The sequence below is a fragment of the Dokdonella aquatica genome, assembly GCF_051987395.1.
In the GTDB taxonomy this organism is placed as follows: domain Bacteria; phylum Pseudomonadota; class Gammaproteobacteria; order Xanthomonadales; family Rhodanobacteraceae; genus Dokdonella.
This window is the reverse complement of sequence record NZ_CP197094.1, coordinates 936737-959149: the sequence shown is the minus strand read 5'-3', so window position 1 is coordinate 959149 and position 22413 is coordinate 936737. Positions and strand designations below refer to the sequence as shown.

The 22413-nt window shown below is 70.6% G+C and carries 22 protein-coding genes; 10 read left to right on the top strand and 12 right to left on the bottom strand.

The annotated features are described in order from the left end of the window. Positions 1 to 109 precede the first annotated feature (109 nt). On the bottom strand, positions 110 to 3760 hold the full coding sequence (locus ACQQ2N_RS04215; RefSeq protein WP_440224430.1) for a hypothetical protein: 3651 nt from the start codon (positions 3758 to 3760) through the stop codon (positions 110 to 112). Between the two features lie 10 nt (positions 3761 to 3770). Then, the gene (locus ACQQ2N_RS04210) at positions 3771 to 4466 is read right to left on the bottom strand and encodes a hypothetical protein (protein WP_440224429.1); all 696 of its coding nucleotides are present in this window, start codon (positions 4464 to 4466) and stop codon (positions 3771 to 3773) included. A gap of 384 nt (positions 4467 to 4850) precedes the next feature. Between ACQQ2N_RS04210 and ACQQ2N_RS04205 the strand changes: the two genes are divergently transcribed. Next, positions 4851 to 6614, top strand: a complete 1764-nt coding sequence (locus ACQQ2N_RS04205) for a GGDEF domain-containing protein (protein WP_440224428.1) — start codon at positions 4851 to 4853, stop codon at positions 6612 to 6614. 12 nt (positions 6615 to 6626) lie between these two features. Here the strand turns inward: ACQQ2N_RS04205 and ACQQ2N_RS04200 are convergent, their stop codons facing one another. Next, entirely contained in the window at positions 6627 to 7472 is an 846-nt protein-coding gene (locus ACQQ2N_RS04200) for a class I SAM-dependent methyltransferase (RefSeq protein ID WP_440224427.1), read from the bottom strand. Between the two features lie 72 nt (positions 7473 to 7544). Between ACQQ2N_RS04200 and ACQQ2N_RS04195 the strand changes: the two genes are divergently transcribed. Further along, positions 7545 to 7976, top strand: coding sequence for a helix-turn-helix domain-containing protein (locus ACQQ2N_RS04195; protein WP_440224426.1), 432 nt, complete (start codon positions 7545 to 7547; stop codon positions 7974 to 7976). 21 nt (positions 7977 to 7997) lie between these two features. On the opposite strand, the gene ACQQ2N_RS04190 is transcribed toward ACQQ2N_RS04195, so the two are convergent. Both ACQQ2N_RS04190 and ACQQ2N_RS04185 read right to left on the bottom strand, forming a co-directional pair. Next, positions 7998 to 8735, bottom strand: coding sequence for a hypothetical protein (locus ACQQ2N_RS04190; protein WP_440224425.1), 738 nt, complete (start codon positions 8733 to 8735; stop codon positions 7998 to 8000). A gap of 92 nt (positions 8736 to 8827) precedes the next feature. Next, positions 8828 to 9199 carry a nuclear transport factor 2 family protein gene (locus ACQQ2N_RS04185; RefSeq protein ID WP_440224424.1) on the bottom strand — a complete coding sequence of 124 codons (372 nt, stop codon included), beginning with the start codon at positions 9197 to 9199 and terminating at the stop codon, positions 8828 to 8830. 122 nt (positions 9200 to 9321) lie between these two features. On the opposite strand from ACQQ2N_RS04185, the gene ACQQ2N_RS04180 reads away from it, so the two are divergent. Together ACQQ2N_RS04180 and ACQQ2N_RS04175 are read left to right on the top strand one after the other, a co-directional pair. Continuing rightward, positions 9322 to 9732: a nucleotide triphosphate diphosphatase NUDT15 gene (locus ACQQ2N_RS04180; RefSeq protein WP_440224423.1), complete on the top strand. Its 411-nt coding sequence runs from the start codon at positions 9322 to 9324 to the stop codon at positions 9730 to 9732. Between the two features lie 34 nt (positions 9733 to 9766). Next, the gene (locus ACQQ2N_RS04175; RefSeq protein ID WP_440224422.1) at positions 9767 to 10357 is read left to right on the top strand and encodes a DUF6151 family protein; all 591 of its coding nucleotides are present in this window, start codon (positions 9767 to 9769) and stop codon (positions 10355 to 10357) included. Positions 10358 to 10594: 237 nt separating this feature from the next. Here the strand turns inward: ACQQ2N_RS04175 and ACQQ2N_RS04170 are convergent, their stop codons facing one another. After that, entirely contained in the window at positions 10595 to 11986 is a 1392-nt protein-coding gene (locus ACQQ2N_RS04170) for an FAD/NAD(P)-binding protein (RefSeq protein WP_440224421.1), read from the bottom strand. Between the two features lie 129 nt (positions 11987 to 12115). Here ACQQ2N_RS04170 and ACQQ2N_RS04165 point away from each other — a divergent pair, with 129 nt between their 5' ends. From ACQQ2N_RS04165 to ACQQ2N_RS04155, 3 genes are all read left to right on the top strand, one after another. Continuing rightward, on the top strand, positions 12116 to 12544 hold the full coding sequence (locus tag ACQQ2N_RS04165; protein WP_440224420.1) for a VOC family protein: 429 nt from the start codon (positions 12116 to 12118) through the stop codon (positions 12542 to 12544). A gap of 135 nt (positions 12545 to 12679) precedes the next feature. Next, entirely contained in the window at positions 12680 to 13339 is a 660-nt protein-coding gene (gene gph / locus ACQQ2N_RS04160) for a phosphoglycolate phosphatase (protein ID WP_440224419.1), read from the top strand. 294 nt (positions 13340 to 13633) lie between these two features. Next, complete coding sequence (locus ACQQ2N_RS04155) at positions 13634 to 14194, top strand: hypothetical protein (RefSeq protein WP_440224418.1); 561 nt, start codon at positions 13634 to 13636, stop codon at positions 14192 to 14194. Positions 14195 to 14366: 172 nt separating this feature from the next. Here ACQQ2N_RS04155 and ACQQ2N_RS04150 read toward each other — a convergent pair whose 3' ends face one another. From ACQQ2N_RS04150 to ACQQ2N_RS04140, 3 genes are read right to left on the bottom strand one after another with little or no spacing between them, the layout of a single operon-like run. Then, on the bottom strand, positions 14367 to 15719 hold the full coding sequence (locus ACQQ2N_RS04150) for an ATP-binding protein (protein ID WP_440224417.1): 1353 nt from the start codon (positions 15717 to 15719) through the stop codon (positions 14367 to 14369). Further along, on the bottom strand, positions 15716 to 16381 hold the full coding sequence (locus ACQQ2N_RS04145; RefSeq protein ID WP_440224416.1) for a response regulator transcription factor: 666 nt from the start codon (positions 16379 to 16381) through the stop codon (positions 15716 to 15718). Before ACQQ2N_RS04145 ends, ACQQ2N_RS04150 begins: the two co-directional genes overlap by 4 nt. 1 nt (position 16382) lies before the next feature. Next, positions 16383 to 16712 carry a PepSY domain-containing protein gene (locus ACQQ2N_RS04140; RefSeq protein ID WP_440224415.1) on the bottom strand — a complete coding sequence of 110 codons (330 nt, stop codon included), beginning with the start codon at positions 16710 to 16712 and terminating at the stop codon, positions 16383 to 16385. Positions 16713 to 16834: 122 nt separating this feature from the next. On the opposite strand from ACQQ2N_RS04140, the gene ACQQ2N_RS04135 reads away from it, so the two are divergent. The 3 genes from ACQQ2N_RS04135 to ACQQ2N_RS04125 all read left to right on the top strand — a co-directional run bounded on the left by ACQQ2N_RS04135 (position 16835) and on the right by ACQQ2N_RS04125 (position 18789). Next, positions 16835 to 17143 (top strand): PepSY domain-containing protein, encoded by a 309-nt coding sequence (locus ACQQ2N_RS04135; RefSeq protein ID WP_440224414.1) that lies wholly within the window; start codon positions 16835 to 16837, stop codon positions 17141 to 17143. Positions 17144 to 17146: 3 nt separating this feature from the next. Further along, a complete protein-coding gene (locus ACQQ2N_RS04130) occupies positions 17147 to 17899 on the top strand; it encodes a hypothetical protein (protein WP_440224413.1) in 753 nt (250 codons plus the stop codon). A 152-nt stretch (positions 17900 to 18051) separates the two neighbouring features. Beyond that, positions 18052 to 18789, top strand: a complete 738-nt coding sequence (locus ACQQ2N_RS04125) for a hypothetical protein (protein ID WP_440224412.1) — start codon at positions 18052 to 18054, stop codon at positions 18787 to 18789. A gap of 1 nt (position 18790) precedes the next feature. On the opposite strand, the gene ACQQ2N_RS04120 is transcribed toward ACQQ2N_RS04125, so the two are convergent. Genes ACQQ2N_RS04120 through ACQQ2N_RS04110 form a run of 3 tightly spaced genes read right to left on the bottom strand, consistent with a single transcriptional unit; the run spans position 18791 to position 22345 of the window. Beyond that, positions 18791 to 19831: an AbrB family transcriptional regulator gene (locus ACQQ2N_RS04120; RefSeq protein WP_440224411.1), complete on the bottom strand. Its 1041-nt coding sequence runs from the start codon at positions 19829 to 19831 to the stop codon at positions 18791 to 18793. A gap of 37 nt (positions 19832 to 19868) precedes the next feature. Then, positions 19869 to 20936, bottom strand: a complete 1068-nt coding sequence (locus tag ACQQ2N_RS04115) for a YncE family protein (RefSeq protein ID WP_440224410.1) — start codon at positions 20934 to 20936, stop codon at positions 19869 to 19871. 53 nt (positions 20937 to 20989) lie between these two features. Next, positions 20990 to 22345 carry a putative porin gene (locus tag ACQQ2N_RS04110; RefSeq protein ID WP_440224409.1) on the bottom strand — a complete coding sequence of 452 codons (1356 nt, stop codon included), beginning with the start codon at positions 22343 to 22345 and terminating at the stop codon, positions 20990 to 20992. Between the last annotated feature and the right edge of the window lie 68 nt (positions 22346 to 22413).

Sequence of the window (22413 nt, the reverse complement as noted above, 5' to 3'; positions counted from 1 at the left end):
GGTCACGTCGCGGAGCGGTTCATGCTCGCCGTTTCCGGACATGGCAACGCGGAGGCTTGCGCAAACCGCGATCCTCCGCGCGGACGAGGTGTCCGCGCGGAGGGAGAGGTCACTTCGTGCGCACGACCGAGACGACGATCGATGCGCCGGGCGTGCTGCCATCCTGCGTCAGCGCGAGGTCGGCATTGCCGCCGGCCGGGATGCCGAATCGCAGGTAACGCGCGCCGCCGCCGGGTCGAAGCGTCATCGGGAGCGCGGTGCCGTTCGTGAGCGGATTGACCGCCATCGGGAAGCCGCCGAGGCCGCCGTAGACGGAGCGGTAGTTCCACGACGGGGCCATGTAGGCGGGCGCGATGCCGGCGACCGCGTCATCGGTGTACATCGCCACGAGGAAATCGCGTGCCCAATCCTGAAGGGGTTCGTTGAATACCGCCTGCAGGTTCGCCATGCCCGATGCGGTCGAATTGGCGAGGGCATGCAGCAGGGCCGCGTCGCCCGTGTTCTTGCGGTCGAGCATGTAGCGCAGGAAGGTCGCGTGGATCGAGAACGTCGGTACGGCGTTCTGGTGGGCGTTCGGATCGGCCGCCGAGGAGGCGGACATCTGCGCCAGCGGGCCCACGCGTCGCGAGCTGTTGGTGAGGCCAAGCTGGAAGAACCAATCGCGATCATTCCCGAAGCGGGCGTTGATGTGCGTATTGAACGCATTGACGCGGGTCGAGGCATTCGGGCCCGTGTTCAGGTTCGTCAGGACGATGTTCTGGCGCGGCGCGAGGCCGGCCGACGTGTTGTAGAACACGAGTTCGCCCACCTGCCAGGCGATCGCCTCGTCGAGCCAGGTGGCTTCGAGCCCTGTTGCGCTGTTGACGTACAGCCGGCGCGCGGCGTTCGTCAGATGCGCGTAGTGATGCGCGAGCGTCGAGACCGACTGGCCGTAGACGAACGAGACGGTCCGCACGTTGCTGTTGACCGAACCGGTCGGGTCCGGCATCAGCATGTACAGGATCTCGCCCTCGTTGCTGCCGGGGCAGCTCGCGGAGGCGAACAGGTCACGCGGAAGGAACGTTCCCGGCGTGACCGTGGACGACGCGGGAGGGGACTGCTCGTTCATCGCGCGCGTGAAGAACACGATGACGCCACCGTTGTTGTCGACATCCGTCACCTGGCCGAGGTTCGTGCCGGCGATCTGCATTGCGCCGGTACGCAACTGTGACAACGTCGTGCCGCTCGGGGCTCCGTACACCAGACCGGGCGGCTCCGTCACGAACGCATCGACGATGCTCTGGAAATCCTGCGTCGCGAAGCCACCGACGATGGCAGGCGTCCAGTTGCCGGATCCCGGCTGGTTCTCCATGACCTCCTGCACCGCATAGAGGCGCGGCTGGCCCGCGGGCTGGCCGGTCGTGACGGCCTCGACACGGCCCTTGCGTATGCTCGGCGCGACGCCGCAGCTGCCGATCGCCGCATTGAGGTCGATCAGCTGGCCGACCACGAGCGGCGTCGTGCCGCCTTGCGGACGCGTGACGAGATCGGCGGCCTGGATCGAGCGCCCGTCATCGAACGCTTCGGGCGTCGGCATGCCGTGCACGTGCGCATCGGGCGACGACGTCGCGAGCGGCGCGAGCGCGATGGACGCTTCCGGGCCGGGCGGCGGCGTCGGCGGGCCGCTCACGGCGACGATGCCGGTGCCGGTCGCGCTCAACGTCGCACTGCCCGCGGTCGCGAAGTTGATCGGCAGGTAGGTGTACTCGGCATCGGCGCCCGCACTGTTGTGGATGCACAGGGTCGAGCCTCCGGGCATCGCGGGATGCGCGACTTCACCGACCGCGAGCGTGATGCACGCGGAGACCGTGACGCTCTGCTGGACCTGCGGAGCTGGCGCGTGATTCGCGTCGCCGGCCTGGTTCGCGTCGATCGTGCAGGTGCCGGCGGCGTTGAACGTCACCGTATTGCCGGCGATCGAGCAGACCGTCGTCGAGGCCGCGTCGATCGTGAACGCGACCGGGAGGCCGGACGTCGCCGTCGCCGACACGACGTACGTTCCGCCGGCCTGCGCACTCGCCGGCGCGGTCGAGGTGAACGTGATCGTCTGGCTGGCCCGTGCGACCGCGAAGCTCTGCTGGACCTGCGGGGCAGGATTCCAGTGGGCGTCGCCGGCCTGGTTCGCGTTGACGACACAGGTGCCGCCACCCGTGAAGCTGACGGTGGTGCCGCTGATCGAGCACACCGAGGTCGCGCTCGCGTCGATCGCGAACGACACGGCGAGGCCCGAGCTCGCGGTCGCCGAGACCGTGTAGGTCGGGCCGCCGAACACGGCGCCGGCCGGTGCGGTCGATGTGAACGTGATGGTCTGGTCGGCTCGCGCCACCGCGAACGCCTGCTGAGCTTGGGCGGCGGGCTGCACGTTCGCGTTGCCGGCCTGGTTCGCGTTGACGATGCAGGTGCCGACGCCCGTGAAGCTCACGGTCGAGCCGGTGATCGTGCACACCGCGCTCGCGGAGGCGTCGATCGTGAACGCCACCGGCAGTCCCGACGAGGCCGTCGCGGTGACCGAGTAGCCCGGGCCGCCGAACACGGCATTCGACGGCGGCGTCGAGGTGAACGTGATCGTCTGGCTGGCCTGGCCGACCGCGAAGCTCTGCTGCACCTGCGGCGCGGGCGTGTAGTCCGCATCGCCGGCCTGGTTCGCGTTGACGACGCAGGTGCCGGCACCCGTGAAGCTCACGGCCGAGCCGGTGATCGTGCACACCGTGCTCGCCGAAGCGTCGATCGTGAAGGCCACCGGCAGTCCCGACGAGGCCGTCGCGGCCACCGTGTAGGTCGGGCCACCGAACACCGCGTTCGACGGCGCGGTCGAGGTGAACGTGATGGTCTGGCTGGCCTGGCCGACCGTGAAGCTCTGCTGCACCTGCGGCGCGGGCGTGTAGTCCGCGTCGCCGGCCTGGTTCGCGTTGACGACGCAGGTGCCGGCACCCGTGAAGCTCACGGTGGTGCCCGCAAGCGCGCACACCGCACTGGCGGAGACGTCGATCGAGAACGTCACGGCGAGGCCGGACGTCGCGGTCGCGGCGACCGTGTAGGTTGGGCCGTCGACGACGGCTGCGGCAGGCGCGGTCGACGTGAACGTGATCGTCTGGTCGCCCGGCTCGACCGTGAAGCTCTGCTGCACCTGCGGTGCCGGTGCGTGGTTCGCGTCACCGGCCTGGTCGGCGAGGATCATGCAGGTGCCGGCCGACTGGAACGACACGCTGCTACCCGAGATCGCGCATACCGAGCTCGATGCGGACGCGATCGAGAACGCCACGGGCAGACCCGAGCTCGCGGTCGCGGCAACCGTGTAGGCGGGACCTTCGACGCTCGCGCCGACCGGCGCGGTCGAGGTGAACGTGATGGTCTGCGGACCGGGCGCGACGGACAGCGCGAACACGCGGCCGCCGCTGCAACCGTTCGCATCGGTCGCCGTCGTGGTGACGATGTAGTCCGCAGCCGTGGTCGGCGTGCCCGAGAGTGTGGCCGACGACGGGCCGGTTGCGGCGATCGCGAATCCGGTGCCGGACGGCAGGCCGCTCGTGATCGCGAACGTGAACGCCGAGGCGTTCGCGTTGCTCGCGTTGAACGTCTGCGCGTACGCGACGCCGACCGCGGCACTGGGAAGGGGATGAGGGGTCTCGACGGTGGTGGTCGGACACGGCGCGGCGGCGGCCTCGAAGGCGGCCGTCGCGAGCAGCGCGAGCGTGGCGCTGCGGATGAAGGATCGGATCACGGTGCGCCCCTCAGTCGATGTTGAAGTGCAGCAGTTCGACCGGCGTCGTGCTGTTGAGCACGAGCACGAACTGGTCGAGCGCGACGGTGTACTGCGCCTGGGTCGGCGCGGTGCCGGTCTGGCGCAGGTAGGCACGGACCTGCGCGCTGGCCGCCGTGAGCGGCGCGCCCTGCGGCACGAAGTGGTTGTCGGCGATGCGGTACCACGTCGCGATGGGCACGGACGGTGCGGACAAGGCCTGGCCTTGCGTGCCGCCGCTGAGGAAGCCCATGCAGCCCGTATCCGCGAACAGGCGCACCTCGACATCGATGCTCGTGCTGCCGTCGAGAACGGCGGCATCGGCGACATGGAACGCCATGTCGACGTTGTAGAACGACACGGCGGTCGGCATACCGAAATCCACGCATTGCGCGATGCCCGAGGCGGCGCCCGGCGCCGACGGCGCCAGCGTGATGCGCGCCGAGCCCGAGGCCGCGCTGCTGTTCACGTCGGGTGACGGCTGCCACACCGGTGCGGCGCCGGAGCCGATCGGGTCGGGTGCGGTCGACGTGAAGGCACTCCACGGCGCTAGGTCGTTGTGCAGGTAAGGATTCGGCACGATCGTCTGCGCGAGCGCGGCGGGGGCCGCGGCAGCGAAGGCGAGCGCGGCGACGATGGCGCGACACGCCACGCCGGACGGCGTGACGCTGCGGACGTGCTCGAACATCGGAGTTCCCCTGGGATTTCAGCCGCGCATGCCATGCACGAATCGTGCGCGGCGCAGGCGCGGGGCGCGGAGTCTAGCCTGCCGGCATGTCGGAATGACCACGATGGGCATCCGGAGCCCACGAAAAAGGTGCATCTGCAACATCGTCGCGTCGATCGGAGGCCGCCGCGCGGTGAAGCTGAACCGTCATCGCGTTCAGGTCACTTTCGCACGAATGTCACATTCGTCCGCTGCAATGCCTCGCATGGACGCAGGCAGGGTGGGGCCTGCGCTCCCGTGACGGATCACCCGCATGCCGATCCCCTCAGTCGTCACAGAGGCCGCGCCATGCGTCGTCATCCGTTCCAGCGCAGCGATGTTCCACGAGGAGGGGCGTCCCCGGCGATGTCGCGCACGTCGATGCCCGCGTTCCGCATCGTGTTCCAGCCGATCGTGCGCCTGCGCGACGGACGCATCACCGGCCACGAGGCGCTCATGCGCCCCGAGGACGGGCGCTCGCCGCTCGAGCTGCTCGATGCGGCGCGCGTGGCGGGACGTCTCGGTGACCTCGAGGCGGCGAGCGTGCGTCGGGCCGCGTCCGAATTCGATTTCGACAACGGCGGACGCCTGCTCGTCAACCTCAGCGTCAATGCGATCCTGCGCGGCGATGCGAAGCCGCAGCTCGTGCTCGAGAGCCTGCAGGCGGCGGGACAGGACCTCGGCCGCTACATCATCGAGCTGACCGAGCGTGACATCGTCGAGGACTGCAAGCGCCTCGCCCACGCGATCGGCTACCTGCGCGCGGCCGGCGCGCGCATCGCGCTCGACGATTTCGGCAACGGCCACTCGAACTTCGAGATGTGGCACGAGCTCGCGCCGGAATTCGTCAAGATCGACCGTTTCCTGATCCATGAGGTCGCCGACAGTCCCGAGCGGCTCAACGTGCTCAAGGCGCTGATCCAGGTCGCCGAAGGTTACGGCACGCGCCTCATTGCCGAAGGCATCGAGCGCCTCGAGGACCTGCGCCTCGTGCGCGAGCTCGGCATCCCGTATGCGCAGGGCTTCCTGCTTGGCCGGCCGGAACCCGGCATCACGCTCGGCACACCGGCCGCGGTCGAAGCCGCGCAGGAGACGCGCGTGACCGTGTGGCCGCGCGGCGGCCGTCCGTCGGCGTTCCGGCGCATCACCGCCGAGCACATGCTGATGCCGGCGCCGTCGATCCTCGAGACGAGCACCAACGACACCGCCGAGGCCGTGTTCCGCGCCAACCCGCGCCTCGGTGCGATCCCGGTCGTCAACGCGCGCGGCCAGCCGGTCGGGCTCATCAACCGCCGCGTGTTCAACGAGCAGATGGCGATCCCGTACGCACGCGAGCTCATCGGCAGGAAGTCGTGCACGCTGCACATGCATGCCTCGCCCGTGGTCTGCGACGTCGGCCAGAGCATCGACGAGATGTCGGAGATCCTGCTCGGCGAGGACCAGCGCTACCTCTCGGACGGTTTCATCATCACCGAGAACGGCCAGTATCGCGGCGTCGGTGCCGGTGAAGCGCTCGTGCGCCGCGTCACCGAGCTGCGCATCGAGGCGGCGCGCTACGCGAACCCGCTGACGTTCCTGCCCGGCAACATCCCGATCACCGAGCACATCGGGCGGCTGCTCGACACCGGCCGCACGTTCCTGGCCTGCTACTGCGACCTCAACAGCTTCAAGCCCTACAACGACCAGTACGGCTACTTCCGCGGCGACCGCATGATCCAGCTCGTCGCGACGACGCTGGTCAAGCACGTCGACGCGCGCTGGGATTTCGTCGGCCACGTCGGCGGCGACGATTTCGTGCTGCTGCTGCAGAGCGAGGACGGCCTCGCCCTGTGCGAGCGCATCATCGCCGAGTTCAACGTGGCCGCACGCGCGCTGTTCGATGCGCACGACCTCGAGCGCGGCGTGCTCGAAGGCGAGGATCGCAGCGGCCGCTACGCGACGTTCCCGCTGACCACGCTCATGATGGGCGTGGTCAGGGTCGAGCCCGGCGCTCTCGGCAGTCCCGAGGAATTTGCCTCGCTCGCGGCATCGGCCAAGCGCGAGGCCAAGCGCCGCGGCGTCGGCATCCACGTGCTCGAGGATCTCGAGGCGGCACGCTCCCGGCGCGAGCGTGAGGCGGGGCCGTTCTAGGCGTCGATCGTGTCAGGGTGTGCGTGCCTCGATCGACCAGCACGCCGCGGTGAAGCGCACTTCGTCGCCGAAGATGTACGAGACGAACGCCTCATGCAGTGCCTCGACCACGCGCTCGCGTGTCGCATCGTCGACCTGGCGCAGCGCGAGGCCGACCGGGCCGAGGCGCGTGACGTAGCCTTCGAGCGCGTCGCGCGGCATCGCGCACGGCGTATCGAGTGGCGTGAGCACGATGTCGCGCCATCCGGCGTCGGCGAGGATGTCGCGCACGCGTGCGGGATTCGCGAACGCGAACTGGCCGGGGCCGTCGGCGCGTCGCGGCGGCAACGGCGGCAGCAGCGAGGCGACGGCGCGTTCGGCCGTCGTCATGAACGGGTTGTCGTCGGCGCTGCGCCACGCGATCGCGTGCAGCGCGGCAACGCTGCGCGAGGCACGGCGCAGGTTTGCGAACGCAGCGACCGGATCGGCGAAGAACATGACGCCGAAGCGCGACACGATGCGGTCGAACGTCGCCGGATCGAACGCATGCGTCTGCGCATCGGCGAGCACGAACGCCGCGTCGAGGCCGGCATCGGCCGCTCGCGTGCGCGCGAGTTCGAGCATCGGCGCCGAGACGTCGACGCCGGTGCAGCGCGACGCGGGCCCGAGCCGGCGTGCGAGCGCGAGCGTCGTCGCGCCCGTGCCGCAGCCGACGTCGAGCACGTCGCGGGCTTCTGCATCGACGGCGGTGTCGACGAGATGCTCGGCGATCGGCGCGAACAGTGCGTCGAGCGTGGCCTGCAGGTCGACCCAGGCGTGGCCGGCGTCGCCGTTCCAGAGCGCGGTCTGGTCGACGGGAGGTGAGGGAGCGTCGCTCATGGTCCGGTTCCGTATTGCCTCGTCGAGGCGATGCCGCCATCGTGCAACCTCGGGTCGACATGAGGTCAAGCCGTGGCTGAATGGGACATCGGCGAGGTGGTACGGCGCGCGGACGTGACGCCGGCGACGCTGCGCCACTACGAAACGCTCGGCCTCGTCACGCCGATCGGCCGGCGCGGGCTGCGCCGTGTCTATCGCGACGACGTGTTCGAACGGCTCGCACTGGTCGCACTCGGGCGCGCGGCGGGTTTCGCGCTGGTCGACATCGCGAACATGATCGCGAACGACGGTCGCGTGCAGCTCGATCGCACCGCGCTCGACGCGAAGGCCGACGAACTCGATGCGACGATCGCGCGCCTCGCCGCGATGCGCGACGGCCTGCGCCATGCCGCACGCTGCAGCGCACCGAGCCATGCGGAATGCCCGACGTTCCAGCGCATCGTGCGTGCGGCTGCGAAGGGCCGCTTCGGTCCTCGCCAGCGGAAGACTCCCGCGCGTCGTTGACTCAGGCGTTATCGTTTCTCGTCAGCCACGAGGCGTGTCCTGGCCCTCGTCGATCGCGTAGCCGATGCCGGCACCTGCGCCTGCCGCCATGCCGAGTCCGGCACCGCCGCCCATGCCACCGCCTGCACCACCGCCGCGGCCGCTACCGCCCCGTTCGCCGCCCTCCTTGCCGGCCGCGTCGCCTTTGCCCTTCGATGCCGCGCCGGGGCGGGCCGGCCCCTGCTTCGGGATCACGACATCGGCCGGGATCGCCTCGAGGCCGAGCACGCGGCGGATGAAGTCGCGCAGCGAGACCACGAGCTCGGCGGTGTGGATCGGCCGTCCCGCGGCGAGTTCGGTCGCGGCGTGTGCGGCGAGCCGCACCTGCTCGTCGGTACCGAGCAGCACGATGTCGGAGAGCGCCGCCTCGACGGCGTCGCGGATGCGCCGCGAGCGGTCGCTACCGGTGTCGTCGAACATGATGGGCGCGTGGTCGGTCGTCGACGATGGTGCCGAGGCGCGTTCCGCGACGCGTCGGCGCAGGTCGCGCAGATGCGTGGGGTCGACATCGAGCGCGCCCGTGAACGAACCGCCGAGCGTCTTGTAGGCCGCGATCAGCGTGCGCAGGCGCTCGTTGATCTGGCGGTTCTCGCGCTCGCGACGCTGCTGCACGGTCTGCATCGCGAGCAGGCGGATGCCGACGCCGATCAGCGTGATCACGGCGAGGCCGACGAGGGTCGTCAGTACAGCCTGCCACGAGCTGAAGTCGAGACCGCGCATGGGCATTCCTCGTGACGCATGGGATACCGCATCAGCATGCCATGTGCGGCGGCCGCGATGCGCGTCATGCCCGCCCGCGCGGACGTGCCGGTTCAGGCGTCGAGGTAGCCACCCGCGGGAGCCGGATGCGGCACGTCCCAGCCGAAGTACACCTCCACCTCGGTGATCCTGCCGTTCTGCACGCGCAGGCGCTCGGTGTTACGGAATCCGCTGCCGTCGTGGCGATGGCCGATGTAGGTGATGAACACCGCATCGCCGTCCGCGGCGGCGTGGACGAACGTGAAGCGCTCGACCTGCGCATGGTTCGGCCAGCAGCGTTCGAAGTACGTGGTGCGATCGATGCCGTGGTCGAGCGGGCTCGTGAAGCGCAGATCGTCCGCGATGAGCGCCTCGAGGGCGGCTCGGTCGCTGTCGGCGTAGGCCTGGAAGCAGGCCTTGGCGATGTCGATGGCGGAGCGGGGCATGGTGTGCTCCTCGTGCGGGAGATGCGCAGCGTTACGCCGGGGGGTTGAATCGCGGTGCAACCGAGAGCGGGTCGCGACCGCATGGCCAACACGCGTTAAGCCGCGACGACTAGACTGCGCCGATGGATGCGAATCAGCCCCGGGTCGGCGTCGGCGTGATCCTCGTGCGCGACGGCCGCGTGCTGCTCGGCGAACGTGCGGGCTCCCATGGGGCGGGCACCTGGGCGTTGCCGGGCGGACACCTCGAGTACGGTGAGACGGTCGAGGCCTGCGCGGCGCGCGAGGTGCTCGAGGAGACCGGACTCGAGATCGCAGGCATCACGCGGGCGCCGTGGAGCAACGATCTCGTCGATGGCACGCGCCATTACGTCACGCTGTTCGTGGTCGCGAACGCACCGCGCGGCGAGGCGATCGTGCTCGAGCCCGGCAAGTGCCGCGGCTGGCAGTGGTTCGCGTGGAGCGACCTGCCGTCACCGTTGTTCGCGCCGCTCGCCGCGCTGCATGCGGGCGGCTACGTGCCGCCGGGCGTCTGACATCCCGGCATCACCCGATCGAGGAGGGCATGCGATGGACCATCCCCTGCAATGCGACTGCGGCACGCTGCGCGGCCATGTCGCCGAGACGCACAAGGCGACCCGCGCGCTGTGCTACTGCAAGGATTGCCAGGCCTACGCGAACGCGCTCGGCAAGGCCGGCGTGCTGGACACGTACGGTGGCACCTCGATCGTCGCGACACCGCCGCGGTACGTTCGTCTGACACAGGGGCTCGACCAGCTCGCCTGCCTGTCGCTCTCGCCGAAAGGCCTGCTGCGCTGGTATGCGCGCTGCTGCGACACGCCGATCGCGAACACGCCGCGCAACCCGAAGGTGCCGTACGTCGGCCTCGTCGACCGCTGCCTCGTCCACGGCGAACCGTCGCTCGAAGCCTCGTTCGGTCCGATCCGCGCCGTGCTGGAGACGGCTTCGGCGCGCGGCCATGTCGCCGGCACGCCGCTGCGCAACGGCGTCGCGATCCTGCGTCTCGTGCGCACGATGATCGTCGCGAAACTCGCCGGCGCGCATCGCCCGACACCGTTCTTCGACGAGGCCGGCGAACCCGTCGTCGCACCGGCGGTGCTGAGCAAGGAAGAACGCGAACGCGCCACGCGCGGGGATTGAATCGGTGCTGGGGCCGCTGGGGCTGGGGTCAGGTTCATTTGCCCCGAGGTGCGGCTGATCTTCGTGCCATTGGCACGGGCAAATGAACCTGACCCCGGCTTACGAGCGGCCACCAGCGTGTGGCCCCAATTCGTGGATGCTCGCGACCTCGCGTCTCCGCGGTGCCGTCACGTCACCGGCATGGGGTCACCGGGGCAGGCGCAGGCGAACGAGCCGAAGCACGCCCGCGTGAGCCGCTCAGGCCGCGGGTGTCGACATCCCGTCGAGCAACTTACGCACGTGGCGTGCGACGTCGGCGGCCTGCGTGCGCAGTTCGGGAATCGCGAGGCTCTCCCACAGTTCGCCGATGCGCAGGCTGCCGATCGCGAGAAGCGATGCGTCGGCTTGGCCGTCGCGGTCGCGCAAGGCGCCGCTCGCATCGGTGGCGACGCCGAGGCCCAGCGGCCCGGGCGTCGCGAGGCCGTGCGCGAGGAGCGCCCGCACGAGGGGGTTGTCGATGCGCTGCGCGGCGGTCTCGAGCCCCATCGCATTGACGACGTGGTCGACGTGCAGCACCTGCCCCTCCGAATGGCCACGCGGGCGGTAGCGCAGGTCCGCACCGCCGTCGCGTGGATCGATCGCGGTGAGGCGTCCCGCATGCACGACGAGACGCCCGGAGGCGCGCGCCGCCTCCACGATCGCCGCGGACGCGGGGGCGATGCGATGGCGATGGATGTCCCACTGACGCACGACGTGGCGCAGGAAGCGCCTGCGGTCGGCGATGCCGAGCGTGGACCACAGCCCCTGTACGTGCGGGCGCAAGCGATCCATCGTCCACTGCCAGGGTTCACCGGCTGCCATGCGCCTGCGTGCCTCATCGCGCACGAGGCGCACCAGACGAGTGAGCGACAGGCCGGCGAGGTCGTGTGCATCGCCTGACTGCGAACCGTGTGCGGCATGCGGCAACGGAAGATGGCCGTGGCGCGACAGCACGTGCACGCGTCCGGCATGGCCGGTCGCATCGAGCGTGGCGAGCACGTCGACCATCGTGAGGCCCGAGCCGACGATGCAGACGTCCGCGTCGCGCCCGATCGCCGCGATCGCGGAAGCGTCCCAGGCCTCGATCGCCACGCCGCGCGCGAGCGCGCCGGTGTCGACCGGCAGTTTCCGCAGCGTGTTGCCGAGCGCGAGTACGACGGCACGAGCCTGCAGCAGCGTGCCGTCGGCCAGCGTCGCCGTATACGACGTGCCCTCGTGTGCGAGGTCGACCACGTCGCCGCGCACATGGGTCAGCGCGCCGGGTGTGGCGTGCATGGCCTCCTCGAGGCGCGTCGCGAGGTAGCGCGCGTAGTCGCGGCGTGCGACGAAGCGCTGGCCGAGCGTGTCGGCCGCGCCGGCATCGCCGGCGGCGAGGAAGCGCACGAGGTCGTCGGGCACGTCGTCGAAGGCGCTCATGCGCTTCGCGATCACGTTGAGCACGTGCTCGGGACGGTCCGTGCCGTAGGCGATGCCCTCGCCGGGCGTGCCGCGCTCGACGAGCGCGACGCGCAGCGGCGCGCCGGGCTGGCGCAGCAGGTGCAGCGCCGCGAGGACGCCGGCGGCGCCACCACCGGCGACGAGGACGTCGTACGGCTCGTGGGATCGGGACATGCGTGACCGGTGGCAGGACGCGGCCGACAAGCATAGTCGGCCCGAGCGCGACGACCAACCCGGGCCCGTTGTCGCGACCTTCAGGGCCGGCGCGCGACGCTGCACCGCCCTGCCCAGCGAGGTACCTCCATGGAAGCCCAGCACCTGCATCGCGGTCGCCTGATCGACCACCTCCAGCTCGTCGTGCGTGACCTCCCGGCGAGCCGGCGTTTCTACGGCGCCGTGTTCGAGGTGCTCGGCATGCCGATCGGCGGCGAGGCCGACGATCATTTCTGGGCCGACGAGCTGTTCGTGTCGACCGCCTCGAGCGAGGCCGCGCAAGGCGAGCTGACCGGGCGCCACCACCTCGCGTTCCAGGCCGCCGACCGTGCAATGGTCGACGCCTTCCACGCCGCGGCGCTCGCGAACGGTGGCGAGGACCTCGGCGCACCGGGCGAACGCCCCTACCACCCGGGCTACTACGCCGCGTTCGTGCTCGATCCCGACGGCAACAACATCGAGGCCGTGTACCACGGCGAGGCGACGCGCAGTGCGGCGTCGGTCGAGATCACGTTCTGACGATGCGCGTGGTCGGTGGCCGCGCGTCCACGCGCCACGTGCCTGGCGGTCGATGCCTCTGCGCCAGACCACCGCAGCGACGTGCCCGAGCGTCGCTGTCACACTGCGCGCGATGACCGTCCACCGGAATCCCGCATGACCTACCCGTACGGCCTCGTGATCTTCGACCTCGATGGCACGCTCGTCGACAGCGCCGCCGACATCGCCGAGGCGGTCAACCGCACGCTGCGCGACTGGTCGCTGCCGACGTTCACGACCGATCAGGTCATCGCCTGGGTCGGCGAGGGGTCGCGCGTGCTCATGCGCCGCGCGCTCGACGCGGCCGGCGGCATGATGGAGCTCGATGCGGTGATGCCGGGTTTCCTCGTCCACTACGGCGACACCGCGCTCGGCGCGCACGCCTACGACGGCGTCGCCGACGCGCTCGCGGGCCTGCGCGCGCGCGGCGTGCACGTCGCCGTATGCACGAACAAGAACGAAGCCTTCGTCGCGCCGCTGCTCGACGCGCTCGGTCTCGGCGTGCATGTCGAGGCGATCGTCGGCGGCGACACGCTCGCCGAGCGCAAGCCGAGCGCACTGCCGCTGCTGCATCTCGCGCATCGGTTCGGTGTCGCCGCCGAGGCCTGCCTCATGGTCGGCGATTCCGAGAGTGACCTGCTCGCCGCACGCGCGGCCGGCATGCCCGTCGTACTCGTGAGCTATGGCTACCACCATGCGCTCGATCTCGCGGGCGCCGGAGCGGTCGCCGTGGTCGACGACCTGCGCGCGTTGCTCGCGCTCGACACGCGCGGCTGAGCCCCCCGTCACATCGATCGCATCGCCGTGCACGGGTGACCCCATCGGTACGGACGATCGCGCGTCGCGTGCACCTTCGATGCGCTGCATTGCAGCATCCCTTCCTTCGGATTCCTGCCTGAAGAACGCCGTTTCACATGCCATGCGTCGATCCCTTCGGGGTGTCGCGTGACGCCGCATCGCGCGCGCCACGCACGACAGAAAGGCGACAGCTTCGCGCCGTAGCGTGGCCGGGCTCACAGAAGCCGAGGCCGCGCAGCATCGCGCCGCCATCATTCCCGAGGGAGGAATTGCATGAACACCACGCACGCCAGAAGTCTGTTCCTCGGCATCGCGCTCGCGATGTCGTTGCCCGCCGCGTTCGCCGCCGAGGCGATCCCGCGCGCGGCGTCCACGCCGAACACACCGAAGAACTGGGTCGGTCCCGGTGAGGGCGTCAAGATCGCCGGCCAGGTGATCGTCGACGAACTCATGGCCAAGCACCCGGAAATCATGAGCATCACGATGCACGGCACGCCGCCCGGCACGAAGGAGGTCTACACGATGTTCGCGGGCTCGTTCCCGGACCGCATCGGCAACGAGTCCTCGGTCGGCGACCTGCGCAGCATCCTCAAGGGCGTGAGCCAGGTCGAGTCGAAGTGGGGCACGCCCGATTACGGCAAGAAGGTCTCGATCGCGCTGCCGCTCAAGGACACGTCCGGCGAGTACATCGCCGCGGCGATGATCATCGCGTTCAAGAAGGACGCCGGCGACACGCGCATCGACACCGATTTCCTCAAGCCCGGCCTCGCGATCCGCGACGGCATCGCCTCGCGCATTCCCGACGCGGCCGCGTTGTTCAAGCCGGTCAAGTAAGTCCGCCCACGCTTCCGGTGGCCCGGCGTCATGCGGGCCGCCGGGAGCGTCCTCGGCGCGTCGCGCAAGGCGATGCCGCCGTTCATTCCCGCATGGCAGGCCGATGTCGCGCGACTGCGCGGGACGGCCCCGTTGCATCCGCCTCGACGCCGCCTCGTCTGACGCGTGGCGATCAATCGGTCCGCGACGTCCACGTCATCGCGACGCGCAGGCCGCCGAGCTCCGCGCGTTCCAGTTCGATCGTGCCGCCCGAGGCCTCGACGAGGTCGCGTGCGATCGCGAGGCCGAGGCCATGATGGAGCGTGCCGGACTGGTCGAGGCGTCCGCCGCGCGCGAGCGCGATCCCGGCATCGACGTCGAGACCCTTGCCGTCGTCTTCCACACCGAGCGTGATGCGGTCGTCCGACGCGCCCGCGGCAACGCGCACGCGACGTCGTGCGAAGCGCGCCGCGTTCTCGATCAGCGCGCCGAGGATCTCGGTGAGGTCGTCGTGGTCGACCGGCAGCCGCAGCGTCTCCTCGACATCGACCTCGAACGCGAGGCGTGCGCCAGCCTCGGTGCGCTCGACGACGCCGATGACCTGCTCGGCGACATCGTGCGGCGAGCACTCGCGCACGCCGCCGGCGTGACGCAGGGCCGCGGCGCGCGAACGTGCGAGTTCGGTTTCGACCGCCGCGGCCGAAGAGGCAATCGCGCGGTCGAGGCCGTCGGCGGCTTCGACCGCGCCGGCCGCGCGTGCGCGCCGGCTCTGCGCGCTGAGTGCCGCGAGCGGGGTCTTGAGTGAATGCGCGAGGTCGGCCGCGCGGCGACGCGCGCGCGAAAGATCGCCCTCGCGCGCCTCGGCGAGTTCATTGATCGCATCGAGCAGCGGCCGGATCTCGCGCGGGTGGCGGTCGCTCATGCGCATGGCCGGATGACGCCGCATCGTCGCGAGTTCGGCGCGGATCGCCGCGAGCGGGCGCAGGCCGAGGCGCACCTGCAGCCAGGCTGCGCCGAGCAGCGCGATCCACAGCACGCCGAGGAACGAGGCGAGCTCGAGACCGAACTCGTGGCGTGCCGCGATCAGCTCGTCGGTGTCGAGCGCGAGCTGCACGAGCGCGGGGCCGTCGGCACCCGGCGGATGCACCTCGCGCTCGATCACGAAGACGCGCTGGCCGAACGGTCCTTCCGCGAGGCGCGTGGTCCAGTCCGCGGCGGCGGTCGCGCGTGGCTCGGGCAGGCTCTCGTCCCACAGCGAGCGCGACTGTACGGACCCGGCCGGTGTCGTGACCTGCCAGTACAGCCCGCTGCTCGGCATGTCGAAGCGCGGATCGCCGGGCGGCGAATCGACGACCGGCGTGCCGTCCTGTCCGACGCGCAGGCCAGCGAGCAGCTCGACCGCGTCGTAGGTGAGTTCGGTCGCGGTGCGACGTTCGATGTGGCGCGCGAACAGCACCGTCATCGACAGCCACGCGAGGATCATCGCGGCGAGGATCGCGACGGCGGCGCCGACGAGCAGGCGCAGCCGCAGCGACCCCGAGGTCATGCGCGCGTGCCGGCGATCAGGTAGCCGAAGCCGCGGCGTGTCTCGATGAGATCGGCGCCGACCTTGCGGCGCAGGCGCATGACGAGCGCCTCGATCGCGTTGGCGTCACCGCTCTCCTGGGCGCCGTAAAGGTGTTCGGCGAGTTCGCCTGCCGAGACGGCGCGGTCGGCCTGGTGGGCGAGGTAGTCGAAGAAGCGGAACTCGAGTGGCGACAGGCGCAGGGCGCGTCCGTCGAGCGAGGCGGTCATGCGGCGCGTGTCGAGCACGAGGCGGCCGCAGGCGATCACGGGCGAACTGCGACCGGCGGCACGGCGCACGAGCGCGCGCACGCGCGCGACGAGTTCGCCGGCTTCGTACGGCTTGGCGAGGTAGTCGTCGGCGCCGCTCTCGATGCCTTCGACCTTCTCGGCCCAGTCGCCGCGCGCGGACAGGATCAGCACCGGGAAGTCGCGACCGTCGGCGCGCCAGCGGCGCAGCATGGAAAGGCCGTCGAGGCGCGGCAGGCCGAGGTCGATCACGCCGACGTCGTAATCCTCGGTGCCACCCATGAACCAGGCGTGCTCGCCGTCCGCGGCCTCGTCGACGACGAAGCCCGCGCCCTGCAGCGCGAGCGCGACGTCGGCGCGCACATCGGGATCGTCCTCGACGAGCAGGGCGCGCATCTCAGTCGTCCTTCACCGACAGCAGGTCGCCGCTGCGCGCATCGAGCTTGACCTCGCGGATGCGTCCGGCCGGCGTGAGCACCTTGATCTCGTACACCGGGCCGCCCTTGAACTCGACCTCGATGACGTCGCCTGGCACCTCGCGCACGGCGATCTCGAGGATGCGTGCGAGCGGCAGGATCTCGCCGCGCCGCAACGCTTCGAGCGCCTCGCGCTGGGCGCGCTTCTTGCGCTCCTTCTTGTCGTCCTTCGACGTGTCCTGGGCACCGGTCGCGACAGGCGCGAGTGACGCGCAGGCGAGCACGGCGAGGAGGATGCGGCGGCGGTTCATCGACCAAGCCTCGCACGCGTTCGCTGACACCAGACTGACATCCAGCGCACGGGGCGTGTCAGGGCGGCCTGCGTAGAACGGATCCCGCCGCGAGGCATCCATCCGCCACACAGGAGCACGTCATGTCGATCCGTACCGCATCCCTCGCCACCGCCCTGGCCTTGCTGGCCGGCACCGCCGTCGGCCACGTCGTCGTCCCGTCCGCGCATGCGCAGTCCAACGGCGCACCGGGCACCTTGTCGCTCGACGAGATCGAGCGCCGTGTCACCGCGCAGGGCATCCAGGTCAAGGAGATCGAGATCCGCGACCTGCTCGTCGAGGTCGAAGGCCACGACGCCGAGCTGCGCAAGGTCAAGCTCATGATCGACCGCCGCTCCGGCGAAGTCCTCTCGCAGCAGGTCAAGCTGCCCAAGCACCGCCGGATCGACTGAGCCATGGCCGCTTACGCACAGAACGCCATGCCGGCCTCGTCCCTCGTGCCCTCGTTCGCGCTCGCCGCGGCGATCGGGCTCTCGCTCATGTCGCCCGCGGTCGCGCTCGCCGAGCCTGCGCATGTGCTCGTCAGCGTGCCGGCCGGGCAGGCCGTACCCGCCGATCATGCGAAGCACGTCGCGGCGTGGCGCAGCGCGAATCACGCGTCGTCGGTGACGTTGCTCAAGCAGTTCGACGGTCCCGAACCGCCCGGACTCGCCTCGCTCGCGATCGTCGAGTTCCCCGACGAGGCGCGCTACGAAGCCTGGCGCCGCGATGCGGCCGCGAAGCTCGCTGCGCCGCTGCGCGTGCGTCGTGCCGACGTCGTGGTCCACCACGAGAAGCGCGCACGTGACGGCGCGGCATCGATCTTCGTGATCGGCCGCTACGAGCCGCTGGTCGCGCCGGCCGCGTACCGCGACTACACCGAGGCCTACATCGTGCCGAACATGTCCAACCAGGTGTTCTCGGGGATCATGACGCGCTACACGATGTACCTCGAGCGGCCGGTGTCCGGCGATGCCGGCAAGCCGCTGTCGCTGCTCGTCACCGAGTACGCAGGCGAGCAGGCCTTCGCGCGCAAGTCCGAGGTCAAGGATGCATACAAGGTCGCGCTGCTCGCGACGCATCCCGAGTGGAAGCGCATCAACGACACCAAGGCGACGTTGCGCAACGACCTCGACGAAACCCTCGCGCGCCCCGTCGCGCTGCCGTAGCCGTGTCATCGGCCGGTGTCGCCCGGCCCGGCAGGCCGCCCGTGTCCTCCCACGCGGGCGGCCTGCCTCCGGGGTCCGTCGTTCTAGGGTCGGCGCACGACACCGGTCGTGGTGTCGCGACGATGGTGCATCCGCGCGCGACCGATGCCCGCATGCACGCTGCCGGATCGATGCCCTTCTACCGGCGCCTCGTCGCCGCATGCGCGATGTCGCTCGGCGGCGAAGCCGCCGCGCTCGAGGTCGGCATGCCCGGCGTCGCGACCGCGACGACGCTCAAGCTCGTCCACGAGCGCAAGCGCACGCCGAACGTCGATCCGCGCGATGCGCCGAAGCTCGCGCTGACCGTACCGGTGCACACGCGCCTCGAGATCGAGTTCTCGCACAAGCGCCGCGAAATCCTGCGGCGTGACGGCGAGGATTCGCGCGGCGAGGGCGATGCCGAGATCAAGGTGAAATGGGCGGCGCTGCCGCGCGATGCGCGTGGCCGGGCCGTCGCGATCGAGGCCAAGCTCATGCTGCCGACCGGCAATGCGGACGAAGGCCTCGGTGCCGGCGAGGTGCGCCTCAACCTCGCCGTGCTCGCGGGCCGGCTCGATGCGCAAGGTGGGTTCTCGACGAAGTTCGCCTACGAACGCGGCGCGAACGCTTCGCGCGGCGAGATCACCGCCGGCATCGCGCGCGTGCGCCGCTGGGGTGCTTTCGAAGGCGGCGTCGAGGTGTACGCCAAGGCGCACGACGATGCATTCGACCGCGCGGCCGTGTTCGCGGGCGTCGGCGTCAAGTGGCGTCCACGCGGGCCCTGGGAAGTGCACGCCGTCGGTGCGCGCTCGCTGCACCGCGAGGCCGGCGTCGAGACCAAGACCAAGTTCGTCGTGCAGTACCGCTTCTGAGTCAGCGGCGCGTGCGCCAGGCGAGGAAGCCGCGGTACAGCAGGCCCGCGGTCGTCACCACGACGACGAGCCGCGCCGTGTGGAACGCGGTGACCATCGGCACGCCGAGCTGCAGCACCTTGGCCGTGAGGCTCATCTCGGCGAGGCCGCCCGGCGCGGTCGCGAGCACGGCGGTCGGCCAGGCGATGCCGGACAGCCGCGCGACCGCCACGCCGATCGCCGCGCATCCGCCGAGCAGGATCGCGCTGCTCGCGGCCACGCCGGCGAGGAAGCGCGGCGACTCGCGGAAGAACGCGGGCGTGAAGCGCGCGCCGAGCGCACAACCGATCAGCAGCTGGCCGGCGTTGACGAGCGGCGACGGGATCGACGACAGCGCGTTGCCGGTCGCGGTCAGCAGCGTGCCGACCGCGAGCGGGCCGAGCAGCCACGCGTTCGGCACGCCTAGGCGCGCGAGCAGCAGGCCGGCGACGCTGCCGAGCGCGAGCAGGCCGAGCAGGCCGGGCAGGTGCAGGTCGAGCGTGACCGGCGCGTAGGCGTCGGAACCATGCTGGCCGCCGAGCGTGAACGCGAACGGCACGACGAGCACGACGACGAGCACGCGGATCGCCTGCGCAGCCGCGACCTGGTCGACGCGCGCGCCATACCGCTCGGCGTGCACGGCCATCTCGGCGGCGCCGCCGACCGCGCTCGCGAAGAACGCGGTTACCGGGTCGGCACCACCGAGGCGCGCGAGCACGAGGCCGGCGATGAAGCTCACGGCGATGCTCGCGGCGACCGCGAGCGCGATCCAGCCGACCGCATCGAGCAGTTGCGCGACCACGGGCGCGGTGAAGTACAGGCCGAGCGCGCTGCCGACCAGCCACTGGCCGGTGTAGCGACCGGGCGCCGGCATGCGGATGCCGGCACCGAAGCCGTTGGCGATCGCGAGGAGCAGCAGCGGCCCGATCATCCACGCGAGCGGGACGTGCAGGTGCGAGAGCAGCGCGCCCGCGAGCGCGGCGAACGGAAGCACCGCCGCGGCGCGGGCGTACGGGGCGGTCACCGGCATCGCGGTGCGCGTGCCGGTGGGGCCGGGTCGATCATGGTTGCGGGGCGTAGGTCAGCAGCGTGAACGTGCCGGCATGGTAACGGTTCGGGTAGAACGGCGCCGGCCCGCGGTTGACCTTGCGATCCGGGTCGACCGTGCCCTCGGCGGTGACGAGGTAGAGCTTCTTCGTCGCACGGTCGAGCGCCATCGTGCGCGCGTACGGGCGCGTCGTCGTCGCCTCGGCCAGTTCGTAGGTGTCGGCATCCTTCTGGTCGTAGATGACGAGGTTCGCGTCGACGCCGTTGGCCGTGTAGACCTTGCGCGCCTGCGCATCGTAGACGACGCCGTCGTTGCCGCGGCCGATCGGATGCGTGGCGACGACCTTGCCCGACGAGGCATCGACGACCGCGAGCACGGGCGCCTTGCCACGACAGCCGACGAACACGCGTTTTCGCTCGGCGTCGTAGGCGAGGCCAGTCGGTTCGTCGCAACCTGCCAGCGGCCATTCGGCGGCGAGCACGCGCTTGCGCGTGTCGATCACCGCGATCGCGTTGCGGTCGCGTTCGGCGACGAATACGCGTCCCTCGCCGTCGGCGGCGAGGCCGTCGAACTTGTGCGCCTCGAGCACGAGCGTGCCGTCGCGGCGACCGGTCTTCGCGTCGAGGAACGCGATCGACTGCGCATCGCTCATCGTCACGAGCACCTGGTGCGTGGCGGCATCGAACGTGCCCGAATCGGCCGCGTCGCCGAGCTTGATGCGCTCGATCGTCTTCAGCGTCTCGAGGTCGAACACGGTCGAGGTGCCATCCTCGTTGACCGTGTAGCCGCGCCGGAACGGTTCGGCGAGCACGATCGCGTTGCCTTCGGCCGAGTCGGCCAGCGTCGGCAGCAGCTTGCGCGCCGCGGTGTCGTAGACCGCGACGCCGTCGCCACGGCGGCCGATGAACAGGTGCGAGCGCTTCTGGTCGAGCGTCACGTAGTCCCAGTCCGGTGATTCGGACGGCATCGGCGTGACCGATTCGAGGCGGTGGAACGAGGCCGCGTGTAGCGATGGCGTGGCGCAGGTGGCGAGCAGGATCGCGGCGAACGTGGCGCGGAACGAAAGGGCGGAGCGCATCATGGTGGCGGGTCCGGTCGGTGGGATGGCGTGCCCGCCGTCGCGGGCGCTGGACGTCAGAAGGTCACGAGCAGGGCGAGGCGGAAGCGGTCGAGCCAGTCGCCCGGCGAGCGGTTACCGGCATCGACGGCGCTGTACGGCTTGTAGTGGGCCCAGCTCGCGTTGATCGTGGTGCCGTCGGTGACCATGACGTCCGCGCTGAGCATGTGCTGGCGGTAGTTCGTCGCGATCGCGGTGTTGTCGTGCGAGAACGCGGCGAGCACGGCATCGGTCTGCGCGACCGCGAAGCCGTAGCCGAAGCGCCAGTCGCCGACATGGCGCGTGCGTCCGACGAGCAGGTCGATTCCGTAGCCGGTGTCGGCCGAGGTCGCCGCGCCGAAGTTGTGCACGTAGTCGGCGACGACGCGCAGCGGCCAGTTCTCGCCGAGGCCGGTCCACGTCGCGCCGACGATGAGGTCGCCGAGGTGGAAGTCGGACAGGTAGCTGCCGTCGGGCTTGCGCAGGTTGGTGCGGAAATCGCCCGCGTCGGCGCCGGCGAGGCTGTCGAGCGTGTAGTGGTAGTAGGCGAGCGAGGCATCGAACGCCCAGTCGCCGAGCTTCGCGGTGTCGTAGCCGACCTGCGCGCCGAGCATCGTGCTCTCGGGTCCGGCGGCCTGCTCGTCGACGAGGAAGAACAGGCCGTTCGCGCGGAACGCCGAGCCGCCCGCGAGCGGCAGCTTGTACGTCGCACTCACGCCCTGCGGATTGACGTCACCGTCCCAGACCAGCTCGGTGCGCGTGAACGGCAGCGGCGTCTTGCCGCCGTAGACCTGCAGGTTGCCGAAGTTCAGGCGCGTGTAGGCGAGATCGAGGCTGACCTTGAACTTGTCGTCGAAGTTCGAGATCGCGACGTCCGTGCTGTTCGGATCGTCGTCGTCGCCGGTGACGAGGCGCGCACCGACCGAGACGAGGTCGGACACCTCGTAGGTCGCACCGAGGCGTCCGCGCACCGATCCGCTGCGGCGGTCCGGTGCGGCGTCGTCGGAGAAGTCGCCCTGGCCGCGCACGCGCAGGTCGCCGGCGACCTTGAGGCGCGAGGCCGGTGCCGCAGCGGGTGCCGTGGCAGCGACCGTTGCAGGCGCAGGCGGTGTCGTGGTCGCGAGCGCCGCGGTGTCACGCGGTGGAGCGGCGATGCCGAGCGAGGCCTCGAGCGTGCGGATGCTCGCCTCGGTACGTGCCTGCATCTCGGCGATGCGCGCCTGTTCGGCACGCAGCGCGGCGATCTGTTCGCGGATCGCGTCGGTGTCGAGCGTCGACTGCGCCTGTGCGGCGCCGCAGGTGGCGAACAGCGCGACGAGAGCGCCGAGCATGCGGGCGTGCGACGTGAACCGGACCTGCGCGCGTGGCGCATGCGGCGGATGGAGCACGGACATGGTGGAACCTCCAGCGGAAGTGAGGGCGTCCCGGCCTGTTGGAGCGGCGGCGCGCATCACGCAGGAAC

What these genes read in the sequence shown, in the direction of transcription:
- ACQQ2N_RS04165 (WP_440224420.1), top strand. Translation starts at nt 12,116, where the DNA reads ATGGAAGCCCAGCACCTGCATCGCGGTCGCCTGATCGACCACCTCCAG.
- ACQQ2N_RS04170 (WP_440224421.1), bottom strand. Translation starts at nt 11,986, where the DNA reads ATGTCCCGATCCCACGAGCCGTACGACGTCCTCGTCGCCGGTGGTGGC.
- ACQQ2N_RS04155 (WP_440224418.1), top strand. Translation starts at nt 13,634, where the DNA reads ATGAACACCACGCACGCCAGAAGTCTGTTCCTCGGCATCGCGCTCGCG.
- ACQQ2N_RS04180 (WP_440224423.1), top strand. Translation starts at nt 9,322, where the DNA reads ATGGATGCGAATCAGCCCCGGGTCGGCGTCGGCGTGATCCTCGTGCGC.
- ACQQ2N_RS04175 (WP_440224422.1), top strand. Translation starts at nt 9,767, where the DNA reads ATGGACCATCCCCTGCAATGCGACTGCGGCACGCTGCGCGGCCATGTC.
- ACQQ2N_RS04140 (WP_440224415.1), bottom strand. Translation starts at nt 16,712, where the DNA reads ATGAACCGCCGCCGCATCCTCCTCGCCGTGCTCGCCTGCGCGTCACTC.
- ACQQ2N_RS04145 (WP_440224416.1), bottom strand. Translation starts at nt 16,381, where the DNA reads ATGCGCGCCCTGCTCGTCGAGGACGATCCCGATGTGCGCGCCGACGTC.
- ACQQ2N_RS04130 (WP_440224413.1), top strand. Translation starts at nt 17,147, where the DNA reads ATGGCCGCTTACGCACAGAACGCCATGCCGGCCTCGTCCCTCGTGCCC.
- ACQQ2N_RS04190 (WP_440224425.1), bottom strand. Translation starts at nt 8,735, where the DNA reads ATGCGCGGTCTCGACTTCAGCTCGTGGCAGGCTGTACTGACGACCCTC.
- ACQQ2N_RS04210 (WP_440224429.1), bottom strand. Translation starts at nt 4,466, where the DNA reads ATGTTCGAGCACGTCCGCAGCGTCACGCCGTCCGGCGTGGCGTGTCGC.
- gph (WP_440224419.1), top strand. Translation starts at nt 12,680, where the DNA reads ATGACCTACCCGTACGGCCTCGTGATCTTCGACCTCGATGGCACGCTC.
- ACQQ2N_RS04150 (WP_440224417.1), bottom strand. Translation starts at nt 15,719, where the DNA reads ATGACCTCGGGGTCGCTGCGGCTGCGCCTGCTCGTCGGCGCCGCCGTC.
- ACQQ2N_RS04200 (WP_440224427.1), bottom strand. Translation starts at nt 7,472, where the DNA reads ATGAGCGACGCTCCCTCACCTCCCGTCGACCAGACCGCGCTCTGGAAC.
- ACQQ2N_RS04125 (WP_440224412.1), top strand. Translation starts at nt 18,052, where the DNA reads ATGCACGCTGCCGGATCGATGCCCTTCTACCGGCGCCTCGTCGCCGCA.
- ACQQ2N_RS04185 (WP_440224424.1), bottom strand. Translation starts at nt 9,199, where the DNA reads ATGCCCCGCTCCGCCATCGACATCGCCAAGGCCTGCTTCCAGGCCTAC.
- ACQQ2N_RS04115 (WP_440224410.1), bottom strand. Translation starts at nt 20,936, where the DNA reads ATGATGCGCTCCGCCCTTTCGTTCCGCGCCACGTTCGCCGCGATCCTG.
- ACQQ2N_RS04135 (WP_440224414.1), top strand. Translation starts at nt 16,835, where the DNA reads ATGTCGATCCGTACCGCATCCCTCGCCACCGCCCTGGCCTTGCTGGCC.
- ACQQ2N_RS04110 (WP_440224409.1), bottom strand. Translation starts at nt 22,345, where the DNA reads ATGTCCGTGCTCCATCCGCCGCATGCGCCACGCGCGCAGGTCCGGTTC.
- ACQQ2N_RS04205 (WP_440224428.1), top strand. Translation starts at nt 4,851, where the DNA reads ATGTCGCGCACGTCGATGCCCGCGTTCCGCATCGTGTTCCAGCCGATC.